The 11,810-nt window shown below is 65.4% G+C and carries 12 protein-coding genes; 4 read left to right on the forward strand and 8 right to left on the reverse strand.

Features of this window, described 5'->3' with window-relative positions:
• From ACWIVK_RS04975 to ACWIVK_RS04985, 3 genes are all read left to right on the forward strand, one after another.
• Window positions 1-707 (forward strand): ABC transporter ATP-binding protein (locus ACWIVK_RS04975; RefSeq protein WP_448575475.1); only part of this gene is annotated, 707 nt, incomplete at its 5' end.
• Window positions 704-1,777, forward strand: a complete 1,074-nt coding sequence (locus ACWIVK_RS04980; protein WP_448575476.1) for an ABC transporter permease — start codon at window positions 704-706, stop codon at window positions 1,775-1,777. The genes ACWIVK_RS04975 and ACWIVK_RS04980, both read left to right, overlap by 4 nt.
• Window positions 1,778-1,780: 3 nt before the next feature.
• Window positions 1,781-2,362, forward strand: coding sequence for a DUF84 family protein (locus ACWIVK_RS04985; protein ID WP_448575477.1), 582 nt, complete (start codon window positions 1,781-1,783; stop codon window positions 2,360-2,362).
• Here ACWIVK_RS04985 and ACWIVK_RS04990 read toward each other — a convergent pair.
• From ACWIVK_RS04990 to ACWIVK_RS05025, 8 genes are all read right to left on the reverse strand, one after another.
• The gene (locus tag ACWIVK_RS04990) at window positions 2,323-3,957 is read right to left on the reverse strand and encodes a DUF5671 domain-containing protein (RefSeq protein WP_448575478.1); all 1,635 of its coding nucleotides are present in this window, start codon (window positions 3,955-3,957) and stop codon (window positions 2,323-2,325) included. The genes ACWIVK_RS04985 and ACWIVK_RS04990 overlap by 40 nt on opposite strands.
• A gap of 40 nt (window positions 3,958-3,997) precedes the next feature.
• Complete coding sequence (locus ACWIVK_RS04995) at window positions 3,998-4,492, reverse strand: nuclear transport factor 2 family protein (RefSeq protein WP_448575479.1); 495 nt, start codon at window positions 4,490-4,492, stop codon at window positions 3,998-4,000.
• A 439-nt stretch (window positions 4,493-4,931) separates the two neighbouring features.
• The gene (locus ACWIVK_RS05000; protein ID WP_448575480.1) at window positions 4,932-6,269 is read right to left on the reverse strand and encodes a hemolysin family protein; all 1,338 of its coding nucleotides are present in this window, start codon (window positions 6,267-6,269) and stop codon (window positions 4,932-4,934) included.
• 44 nt (window positions 6,270-6,313) lie between these two features.
• On the reverse strand, window positions 6,314-6,946 hold the full coding sequence (locus tag ACWIVK_RS05005; RefSeq protein WP_448575481.1) for an HD domain-containing protein: 633 nt from the start codon (window positions 6,944-6,946) through the stop codon (window positions 6,314-6,316).
• Between the two features lie 10 nt (window positions 6,947-6,956).
• Complete coding sequence (locus tag ACWIVK_RS05010; protein ID WP_448575482.1) at window positions 6,957-7,736, reverse strand: fumarylacetoacetate hydrolase family protein; 780 nt, start codon at window positions 7,734-7,736, stop codon at window positions 6,957-6,959.
• Between the two features lie 52 nt (window positions 7,737-7,788).
• Complete coding sequence (locus ACWIVK_RS05015) at window positions 7,789-8,439, reverse strand: potassium channel family protein (protein ID WP_448575483.1); 651 nt, start codon at window positions 8,437-8,439, stop codon at window positions 7,789-7,791.
• A gap of 8 nt (window positions 8,440-8,447) precedes the next feature.
• Window positions 8,448-9,902, reverse strand: coding sequence for a potassium transporter TrkG (locus tag ACWIVK_RS05020; RefSeq protein WP_448575484.1), 1,455 nt, complete (start codon window positions 9,900-9,902; stop codon window positions 8,448-8,450).
• 134 nt (window positions 9,903-10,036) lie between these two features.
• Window positions 10,037-11,482 (reverse strand): TrkH family potassium uptake protein, encoded by a 1,446-nt coding sequence (locus ACWIVK_RS05025; RefSeq protein ID WP_448575485.1) that lies wholly within the window; start codon window positions 11,480-11,482, stop codon window positions 10,037-10,039.
• Window positions 11,483-11,660: 178 nt separating this feature from the next.
• Between ACWIVK_RS05025 and ACWIVK_RS05030 the strand changes: the two genes are divergently transcribed.
• A partial coding sequence (locus ACWIVK_RS05030; protein ID WP_448575486.1) for an FAD-dependent oxidoreductase occupies window positions 11,661-11,810 on the forward strand: 150 nt, incomplete at its 3' end.

Raw genomic sequence — 11,810 nt, forward strand, 5'->3', positions numbered from 1 at the left:
TCTTCGGTCCGCTGCGGGCGATCGACCGCCTGACAGTCGTGATTCCCCGTGGGGTGATTTACGGTCTCCTCGGGCCGAGTGGATCCGGCAAGACGACGTTTCTCCGCATGGTGGTCGGTGCGCTGCGCCCCAGTGAGGGGCGTCTGCTCGTTTTCGGCACACCGATGCCCGATCGGACGATCGCGGCACGGATCGGCTACATGCCACAGTCACCGGCCCTCTATCCCGATCTGAGCCTGCGCGAAAATCTCGCTTTCTTCGGCGCGGTCTATCGCGTACCACGCCAACGCCTCCAGCAGCGGATCGACGAACTCGCCACTGACCTCGACCTGCTCGCTTGGCTCGATCATCCTCTCTATCGCTTCTCGACCGGCATGCTGCAACGCGCGTCCTTGGCCATCGCGCTCCTCCATGAGCCCGATCTCCTCGTTCTGGACGAGCCGACCATCGGACTCGACCCACTCTTGCGACGCGCGCTTTGGCAGCGCTTCCGCACTTTCGCTTCGGCCGGCACGACGCTGCTCATTTCGACCCACAGCATGGACGAAGCGGAACGCTGTGATCTCCTCGGCTTCCTGCGCGATGGCCGACTGCTGGCGAGCGATACGCCGGCTGCCCTGCGCGCCGCGACTGGCCAGGAGTCACTGGAAGACGCCTTCCTCGTTCTGGCCGGCCAGCCGCTCCTTCCCGTGGAGCCAGCGCGATGAGCTGCCAGCGCGTCCTGGCCATCTCGCTCCGCATCATCCGCCAGATCCGTCGCGACCGCCGTTCCCTCGCCCTCATCTTCCTCGCCCCACTCGTCGTTCTGGCTCTCCTCGGCTACATCTACCGCGGCAGCGCGCGAACTCCCACGATCGCGCTCAGCTCGCCAGACACACCAGGAGGTGAAGCGATCGCTCGTGAACTCGCCACTTTGCCAGTCCGTGTCGAACCGCTGCCACCCGATGAGGCGATCGCCCGTGTCCGCGCTGGCCAGATCGCCGGTGCCGTCCTCCTCGAGCCGGATGCTGAAGGGCCGACCGTACGTCTCGTCCTCGACGGTTCCCAACCCGGACAAGCGCGCCTCGTGCGTGCGGTCGTCAGCCAAGCGCTCATGCAGGCAGCGCTGCGGGCGACGAATGCTGGCAGTAGCCAGCTCCATCCCCGCATCGACTACGTGACCGGGAGTCCGGTTTTGGACGAACTCGACACGTTCGCGCCGGTCTTCATCGGCTTTTTCGCCTTTTTCTTCGTGTTCCTGCTGACGTCGGTCTCGTTTCTCCGCGAGCGTCTTCACGGAAGCATCGAACGACTCATCGTCTCCCCGCTCGACCGAGCGGAGATCGTGCTCGGCTACATGCTCGGGTTCGCCTTTTACGCACTCATCCAGTCGATCCTGACTGTCCTCTTCACGGTGTACGTCTTGCGCATCCACACCGTCGGCCCGCTCTGGCTGGTCATCGTCCTGACCGTGCTCCTCACGCTCGGTGCGGTCAATCTCGGGATCTTCCTCTCGACCTTCGCTCGCACCGAGCTGCAGGTCGTCCAGTTCATCCCGCTCGTCATCTCGCTGCAGGGGCTCCTCTCCGGCATCATCTGGCCCCTTACCAGCTTGCCGCGTCCGCTCCAGTGGGTGGCCCGCGTGCTCCCGCTCACTTGGGCAAACGATGCCCTCCGCGCCGTCATGCTGCGCGGGCACGGGCTCGACGATCTCCTCCCTCACCTCGCCTTCCTCACCGGCTTTGCCCTTTTGATGCTCGTTCTGGCCATGACCACGCTGCGACGCGAGGTCGCCTGAGCCATGCATACGGCATCGCCTTCTATCCGGTTGGCACTCGGCTCGAAGCAGCCCGCGAAACGAGCAGCGGTTCAGGAGATCGCTCCTCATTTCTGGTCACATTGGGAGTTGCACTGCCTCATCGTTCCGAGCGGTGTACGCGCCCAACCGCTCAGCGACGAAGAGACAGTGGCTGGCGCGCTCGCTCGCGCCCGAGCTGCTCGCGTTATCGCGGATGCCGACTACGGCATCGGGCTCGAGTCGGGTGTGGCCGCTGGCCCGCTGGGGCGCCTCTACGTCGTCAGTTGGGCAGTCGTCGTCGACCGCGACGGCTGCGTGGGTGTCGGGGGCGCGGAGCGATTCGCTCTTCCACCGGCAGTCGCCGAACGCGTGCTGCATGGGGAAGAACTCGCCAGCGCCCTCCACGCACTCGGCGTGGCCTCGACGCCCAACGAAGGTGGCACCGTCGCCCTCCTCACTGGGGGACGACGCCAGCGCCGGGAGCTCCTCGCTCTCGCACTGCTGCACGCGCTCTGCGATCTCGAGCGCCAGCGTGGTCGTCCACTTCAGTTCGCTCGCTCCAGCGTCGCTCCTGGTGGCACATGATCGGCTAATTCGCGTACCACCGCTTCCGCGTCGCTTTCCGGCGGGAGACGCAGGACGAGCCGAACAGTCAGGCTCGCTGGCCGAGCAACCGCTGCGCGCGCGTCCGCGCGCAACACTGCCCCGTGGTAGACCAGCACCCCCAGCGCGACCAGCGTGAACCCCAAAGGCGATGCAGCCTCCGCGAGGGCACTGGCTCCTTCTCGGACACCGAGCACGAGCCCGATGAGCTGGTAGAGGACGAAGCCGGCCGTTCCCAAGATCACCGACACACTCAAGCCGAGTGTGCCGTACAGGTACACGCGCCGACTCAGACTCGTGCGCTCCGATTCCGGCTCCCGCAACGAACGCTCCAGCACGTTCCGCCAGAGCACCAGCCAGGCGATGCCACCGACCACTGCTGGAGGCAGTTGAAATGCCAAGTCGGGACGCCACGTACCCAACGGTCCGGTCGTCAAGGCAGCGATGAGCGCCTGGAGAAGCAGCCCGACCAACCCACCGAGCCCGAGCACCGCCAGGGCGAGACTGGCGAAGGCAGAAAGGTAGACCAGAAAGCGGGAAACCCCGCGTGCCCAGTCCGGCCCAGCGCTCGGCTGTCCTGCCAGAACGGCAGCGTCCTGTTGCATGACGCGGCGGTGCGAGAACCAGACGACGGCAGCCGGTAGCAGCCACGTCACCGGATCGAGCAGCTGACGCACACGTTGACGGATTTCTCCATCCGGGATTCCCAGCATCCAGGCCAGAACGTCGTCCAGCACAGCTGCACAGGCGACCAGCACAGCCAAAAAGCTCACGAACACGATGAAGCCGAGATACGTCCAGCGGACGAGCGAGCGGAGCTCGCGCTCGGCCACTGGAGAGGAGGCCGACACCAGACTGAGCGCTTCGGCCCAGTGGACGCTCCACGCGACCATTCCCCCAACCAGCAGACCGATCGCACTCGCCAGCGCGAAGCGGAGCGTGCCGGTAACTGCCTCGGGAAGCAGCACGGCATCGAGTCCTGTGCGCAAGAGATTCGCGATCGCGACGACGAGCACGACGAGCCCAGTCGCAGCTGCACCGTAGCCGTACAGGCGCGGTAACCAATCCGCCACTCCTCTTCGCTGCGGATCGCGCTGTTCCTTCCGGGCGAGTCGCGCGTGCCCCAGCCAGAGAGTCCCAGCCACAGCCAAGACCGCCAGCTCGTCCAGCACACGGGGAACGCTCAGGACGGCTGGTTCAGAGACACCGAGTAGCCAGAGGACCGCGAGGCGAACGAGCTCCACCACGCTCGCCAGCCAAAATCCGAACGTCGCAGCCAGAACGACAGCGAGAAACGCGGCACGGACCGCCGACCGCTGCTCGGCCGCATCCATCCTCACTGCACGCTCGACCAACCACCAGTGCACAGCCCAGATGGGAAAACCGACGAGCAGGAGCGCGACGCTGAGACTCAGTCGAGCGCGGAACGCCTCTGGATCCCCGATCACCGCTGGTCGCCCGAGCAGTTCCCACAGCGCCATTCCTAGTTCCCGCAGGAGACGCACCGCGCCGACCGCCCAGACGGCGAGCGCAACAGCGGCGATACCGTAGAGATACAACCGGCGAGCGATCGCCATGTTCAGCGCTCCCCCGACTCACCTGCCGATCGCACCGGCTTCACAGATAGAAAGCGAGCTCGTCGATCTTCCACGCTCCGTCCTCGCGGATCAGAACGAGTTTCCGCTGATAGGAAGAGGAACCGCCATCGACGATGGGAAACGGGAAGCCCGGCTGGAGCCCTGCACCAGTCCGCTCGATCGACAGCGTCACCACTGCCCGGTCACCACGAATCTCTACTCCATCGATCCGCACGCGAGCCGTCTGCAAGTTTTCGCTCGCACCGCGGAGTTCAGCCTTGAAATCGTAGTAGGGCTCGATCCGTTCGCGCTGCTCCAGGACGCGTCGGGCTCCGCTCGAAAGCAAAGCGAGCACCTGATCGGGGTCGTTGCGCCGCAACGCTTCGATGTACCTCATGACCGCTGCTTCCGGGGAGTCCGGCGGATACTGTGGAGGGCCTCGGCGCTCGACGACCAGCACGAGGACCGTCGTCGCGACGACGAGCACGAGCAGGACGAGCGCAACGCCCCCGATCGTCCGTCCGGGCTGCTGCACGATGCACCTCGCTGGGTCGGGCACTCGATCGAACCGCCGATCGATACCCGCAGTGTAGCAGCGCGAGCGACTCCACACAAGACGCGACCCTCGGTCAGCAACGCGGAGTGGCGCCCACCCAGAAAGAACAGGGCACGTCACCGGCGAACTCACCAGGTCGGCACGCTCGAACTCGCCTCAGCGTACCGGCAGAGCCATCGGATCGCGCCCGCCCCGTCTCCGGGCGCCACGACTCTTCTCGGAAAGACGCTCGATCGGATGGCTCTACCACCACGCTGTCCGCGCTCCGTCGGCGCATCCGGTCTCGCATGACACGTGCCCGTCGCGCGGCGCCCCACCGCAAGGGTCGAACGGGGGAGAAGCATCCCTCGGGAACCGGCCGCGAGCATGCCATCCGTGGCCCCAACCTGTCGAGGATCAGGGCTCGACCGGAGCCGTCTCAGTCCTCCGGCTGCGTCGCTTCGCGCGAGTCCGGCTGGTACGTCACCCGCACCAGCCGGACTCGATGACCCTCCATCGAGCGCACTTCCAGCTCGAGCGGCCCGAGCTCGACGACGTCGCCGACCGCTGGGAACCGGCCCAAGCACTCGATGATCACCCCACCCACCGATTCCGCTTCGAACTCAGCACCGAGCTCTTCCTCGTCCAGCTCCAGCCGATCCAGAAGTTCGTCCAACGAGACGCGCCCATCCACTTCCAGCACCCCCGGGGCGATCTCACGCAATGGCTCATAGTCCGGATCGAACTCGTCCGCGATCTCGCCGACGATCCGCTCGAGCAGATCCTCGAGCGTGACCAAGCCAGCGACTCCACCGAACTCGTCGACCACGATGGCGATCTTGGTGCGACGCATCCGGAGCAGGCGTAACGCCTGTCGGGCTGGCGTATGCTCGGGGACATAGACGGCCGGGCGCGCGAAGCGGTGGCACGGCTGCGTCTTGGCCTCCGGCTGCTGCCACACGATGCGAAAGACATCCTTGACATAGAGGATGCCCCGGATATCGTCTGGTGACTCTCCGATGACCGGCAAGCGCGACAGTCCAGTGCGGAAGAACTGCTCGACAGCCTGCTCGAGTGGAGCGTCGGCCGGCACAGTGACCATATCGACGCGCGGAATCATGACGGTCCGCACGGTAATTTCCCCGAACTCGAACGCGTCCTCGACGAGGCGCGCTTCCTCGCGACTCACCGCACCTTCGCTCGCCGCCACGTCCAGGAGCGTCAACAACTCTTCGCGCGTCACGCTCGGTACCCGACCAGGATACCGGACACCCAGTACCCGCAGCACGACATTCGTCGCGCCGGAAAGAAACCACACGATCGGCGCCGCGAGTCGGGCCAGCCAGGCCAACGGTCGCGCACTCAGCAGCGCGAGCCGTTCAGCGTGCTGCACGGCGAGTGTCTTGGGGACCAGCTCACCGAGTACGATACTGGCGAACGAGAGACCGACCGTGACCATGACGAGCGCGATCGCCGCGGCCTGGTCTCTGCCGATCGGCAGGCGGGCGAGCGCGGTCGCCAGCGGCTCGGCCAGCGAGACGGCCCCGACCGCTGAGGTAAAGAAGGTCGCCAGCGTCACACCGACCTGGATCGTCGCGAGCAGCCGGGAAGGCTGCTCCAGCAGTTGCAAGACGAGCCGTGCAGCAGCATCGCCCTCATCGGCCAAGGCGTGGAGGTGAGCCCGGCGTACCGAGACGACCGCGATCTCCGCTGCCGCGAGATAGCCATTCAGAGCCAGCAACGCTAGGATGATTACGAGCTCGCCCAGCAGCGGCATCGCCCCCTCCTCTCGTCGGGCCACACGCGAGCCGGTTCCGTCCTTCAGGGCCCTTCGGGCACGCTCCAACCTGCCGCGGCGAGGGCTGCCGACAGGAGGTCCCGCAGAGCCGGATCGGTCACCTCCTCGAGCGCTCCGAGGATGAACGAGTCGACGATCAGCTCAGGTTGTCGTGCCCGATACTCGAGCGCTTGCCAAACGGTCTCGACCTTGTCCAGCTGACGCACGAAGCGCCCTTCGGCGGAACGACCTGTCTCGTACTCTTCCCACGTCTGCAGCAAGCGCTGCCCGACCGACGGGGGGAGCAACGCGGCCAACTCCTGGAGCGCCGCACGCTCGGCTGCTGTCTTCTGCGCTTCTGCCTCCGGATCGTAACGTGGTCGCTGCCGGAAGAGCCGCTCACGATCGGCCCCCGCGCGCAATGCTGCATCGAAGGGCGTCCGGTCACCCGCGATCGCCTCGGCGACATCGTGGACGAGCGCGATGACCGCAGCACGCTCGGCATTCACGTCGGGACGAGACTGCGCGAGCACCCAGGCCATGAACGCCAACCGAAAGCTGTGGTCCGCGACCGACTCCGGCTCGTGGACACCACGATCGATCCAACCTTTTCGGCGGAGCGTCTTCAGGCGGCCGATCAACGAGAAAAAGCGCAGCCAGTCAGGTGACTCGGCCACCGTACCCTCCTCAACGACGGTCTTCGCGCGCACCGACCAGGTTCTGGAGCACGCCGATCCCCTCGATCTCGACCTCGATCACGTCGCCCGGAACCATGGGACCGACCCCGTACGGTGTCCCCGTCATGATCACATCACCCGGCTCGAGGGTCATGACCTGTGAGATGAAGGAAACGAGAAAAGCAAGGGGAAAGAGCATCTGGCTCGTCCGGCTGTTCTGGCGAAGTTCCCCGTTCAGGCGCGAGACGATGGCGAGATCACTGGGATCGAGTTCCGTTTCGATCCACGGGCCGAGCGGGCAAAACGTGTCGAACCCCTTCCCCCGCACCCATTGCCCGTCCTTGTATTGCAGGTCACGGTGGCTTACATCGTTGCCACACGTGTACCCGAGCACATAGTCGAGCGCGGACGCTTCCGGAACGCGCTGCGCCCGTCGCCCGATGACGAGGCACAGTTCTGCCTCGTAGTCGATCCGGTTCCCCGGTGGAAGCAGAATCGTTCCGCCATGGCCGAGCAAAGCACTGGGTGGCTTGAGGAACAGCACCGGCTCGTCAGGAATCTTCCGGCTCGGATCGTTCTCGGTCACGTGCGCCGCATAGTTCAGCCCCACTGCGACGATCTTGCTCGGCCGCTCGACCGGTGGAAGCACCGCGAACGTTGCGAAGAGCCCGAGTTCTCGTCCACGGCGCGGCTCGCCGACCGACCGATCACCGTGTGCCTCGTAAGCCACCCCGTCTTCGACCACCACTGCAGTCGGCGTCCCATCGACGAGAATACGCGCCAGCTTCATGACTTCGCCTCGCCTTTTCTTGCCCTCCGCACCGCTCGTTCCTCCGATCACTCTAGAGCAACAGCACTTGCTGCAGCTGCTCGTCGCGGCCAGCGATCGTCAGCTCATCGCCGATCTGCAAGCGTTCCTCACGGTGCGGGTTCATGATGACACGATCACCGCGCCGGAGGAAAAGCGGCGTGACCCCGAACCGCTCTCGCAAGTCCAGTTCTGCCAGTGTCTTGCCTGCCATCCGCTGATCGACCATCACTTTGGCGAGGCCATAACCCGGTCCGACGTCGAAATAATCTTTCGCCAGCGGCATCGTCAGACTATGAGCGACCCGGATACCCGTTTCGCGCTCCGGATAGACCACGCGATCGGCGCCGACCATCGTCAGAATATCGCCGTGCAGCTGGTTCTGCGCCTTGGCGAGGACGAAGCGCACGCCGAGCTTCTTGAGCAGGACTGTCGCCATGATACTCGAGCGCTCGTCTGCCCCGATCGCGACCACGGCAGCGTCGAAGTCCTGCGCTCCGAGCGTCCGGAGAACCTCCAGATCGGTAACGTCTGCCGTGACCGCGTGCGTCACGTAGTCGGCGACTGCCTCGATCGCCCGCTCGGATCGATCGATCGCCAACACTTCGTGACCGAGCCGCTCGAGCTCGATGGCGACGGCACTGCCGAATCGACCGACACCGAGGACCATGAACTGTTTCCGCATCCCGCCCCCTAGCCAAGTCGCACCGTTTCACGAGCGTAATGCACCGTTTCCCGCGGAACCTGCGTCGCGAAGATCAGCGCTAGCCCGAGCGGGCCAAAGCGTCCCAAGAGGATCAGGAACGCCAACACGAGCTGACCCGGCGTTCCCAGTACAGCCAACAACTCGCTTTCGGCACCCGCCAAACTGAAAGCCTGCACGACCAGCAGCCAGACGACCGGCAATGTGTAGGGAACGAGAAAAGCGAGCCAGACTGTCCCAGCGAATGTCACCGAGAGCGCGAATACCGCGATGGACAGGGCACGGAAGACCTGGCGATCCGGCACCTCGCGGCCAAACGCGACGACTCGTTGGCTGCCACGGATCGTCGCCAGGATCGCCAAGAGGAGCAAGCTGAACGTCTGGACTTTCACTCCACCAGCGACCGAGCCGCTCGCTCCACCGATGAATGTCAGCCCGCCGAGCAAGAACGACGTCTCCTCTCCCAGCATCCTCGTCTCGATCACCCGCGGGCCACCGGTCCGACTCACCGCCACCGCAAAGGCGTCGAGCAGTTGTTGATACCACGGCACACCCGCCAATGTCGCCGCATTCGAGCGCTCCAGATACCAGACCCCCAGCGTCCCGATCGACAGCAGAAGCGCGGTCGTCACGAGCACGAGTCGCGTATCCGGATAGAGCCGACGCCAGGAGCGCCGCGTCACCAGGTCCGAGAGCGTCGGAAAGCCGATCGCGCCGATGAGCACCAGCATGGCGACCGGAAGCACCACCCCCCAGTCGCGCTGGTACGCGGCCAACCCGCGCAAGCCCGGCTCGAAATCGAAACCAGCGTTGTGAAACGCCGTGACTGCTGTCGCCATCGCCCACCACAGGGCCGGAGCAGCGTCGTGGTGTTCCCGCCAACTCGCTGGCAAGAGGAGCAGCATGCCTGCGAACTGAACGAGGAGTGTCGCGACCAGCAGGCGACGGACGAGCGGCCAGAGCTCACCGAGTTGCTCCTCCCCGAGCCGCATGCCGAGGACGTGGTGGGCTTCGTAGACGGTCGTGCGCCGCACGATCCCTGACAGCAGGAGGACCGTTATCGCGACATAGGCCACGCCGCCGCCCTCGACGAGCAGCAGGATCACCAACTGTCCCCAGCGGTTCCAGGTCGTCGCCACATCCAGGGGAGCGAAGCCAGCCGTACACGTCGCGGACAGCGCCGTGAAAAACGCCTGCCACCACGATGGGCCCTCGACCTGTTGCCAGGTCGCCGGCCAGCGCAGCAGCAGCGTACCGATCGCCACCGCACCGCTCAGGATGAGCCACAGGACCACGAGCAGGGGAAGCGTGATCCGGCGACGCGGCGCGAGACGGAGCCGGATCACTTCGCTCGGCAACGGTTCGCGGCGGACGATGCGATCTCCGGGACGCCGCACTCCTGACGGGGGACGACTCGGATGCGTTGGCCGAGGTGAACCATCCACAGTGGATGCCCGTTCTCGCGCCGGTCATCGCTCCGCACCGGACGCGTCCTGAAGCCTACGCACGTTCTCTGTACCCGTCAACCCCACAGAAGGAGGCCAGGAAGCGGCGGGTGCAGCGACGGCGATCATCCCGATCAGCCGAGTGCGATCGCGGTCCGCGCATAGCGGATCGGTTCTGGCCGCGCCCGCTCCGCCAAGGCCAGTGCCAACGTCAGCGGCCCGAGTCGCCCGACGAACATCGTCGCGACGAGTACCACCTTGCTCGCATCGTGCAACTGCGGCGTGATCCCCGTACTCAAGCCGACCGTTCCAAAGGCCGAGGTCACTTCGAACCAGATCGCGAGTAACCCGAACGGCTCGATCAGCGAGATCACGAAACTGGCTAAAAACACGAGTGCCACGGCGAGCAAGGCGATCGCCATCGCGCGGAAGACGAACTCGCTCGCGACCTCCCGACCGAAGGCAGCCACGTGTGGACGGCCCCGCAGAACCGCCCAAACCGCGAGGAGCAGGACCGCAAAACTCTGCACCTTGATGCCGCCTGCGAACGACCCACTGGCTCCGCCGACGAACATCAGCCCGATCGTCACGAAAAGCGATTCGTCGTTCATGTGCGCGACATCCAACGAGTTGAAGCCGGCGGTGCGCGGCACGACCGCATGGAAGAAGGCGTTCAGAACCTTGTCCGGCCACGGGAGCGATCCCAAGGTACGCGGGTTGCTCCATTCGAACGCGAGGAGCAGGAGCGTTCCAGTGATCAGCAGGCCGGCTGTCGTCACGAGGACCAGCTTGCTGTCCAGCGTCAAGCGGCCCCAGCGACGCTCGCGGACGACATCGGAAAGCACCGCGAAGCTCAGGCCCCCCAGGATCACCAGGATCGCGACCGGCACCAGCACGAGCGGTTCCCGCTGGTAGGGAGCGAGAGAGCGGAAGTCCCCCACCACGTCGAAACCCGCATTGTTGAACGCGGAGACACTGTGAAACACCGCCCACCAAAGGCCGCTCCCGAGCGAACCAGTGGCAGCGAAAGCAGCGGGCAAGAGCGCGATCGCACCGGCTGCTTCGATCGCCAGCGTCAGCACGGCGAGACGGCGCAGTAGCCGCACCACCCCACCGGGTCCCGCTTCGCCCAAACTCATCCCGCAAGCCAAGCGATCACGCAGCGTCGGACGAACACCGAGCAAAGCGAGCAGGAGCGTCGCACTGGTCGCGAAGCCGAATCCTCCCAGTTGGATCAGCAGGAGAATGACTGCCTGGCCGAAGCCGCTCCAGTTCGTCGCTGTATCGCGGACCACGAGCCCTGTCACGCAAACCGCTGAGGTCGCGGTGAAGAGCGCATCGATCACCCCGGCACGCTGCCCGTCAGCGGCAGCAAAGGGGAGACTCAAAAGGAACGTTCCGGTCAGAATCAAACCAGCAAAGCCGAGAACCAGCCTGAACGCGATCGGCCGGGGTCGTCGTGGCTGCCGTGGTTTGGGCAAGCGCACTGCTTCACGCGGTGCGACGGCACGCCGCACGACCCGATCACCCGGCCGGCGAACCTGCTCCTGCGGTCGACTGGGGTGTCGCACGCGATCCATTTCAGCGAGCCGCCTCTGGTCCTGCCGGCTATCCGATCGCCCATTTGGCGCCCGGATAGCGTGCGCTGGTCGCAACAGGTTATACTGTATCGTCGATGTGTGTTCCCTGCGGGGACCTGCTTCCGACCGATGGTGTTCGGAACAGGTGCACCACGATTGGTGCGGAGGTGACGAAACGATGACAGTGCACGACGTCTTCGACACGACGATCATCGGCGGGGGGCCGGTCGGCTTGTTTGCCGCCTTCTACGCCGGCATGCGCGGCCTCAAAACCAAGATCATCGACTCCCTCCCCGAATTGGGCGGCCAGCTCATCGCCGTCTACCCC

Source organism: Thermomicrobium sp. (assembly GCF_053493975.1).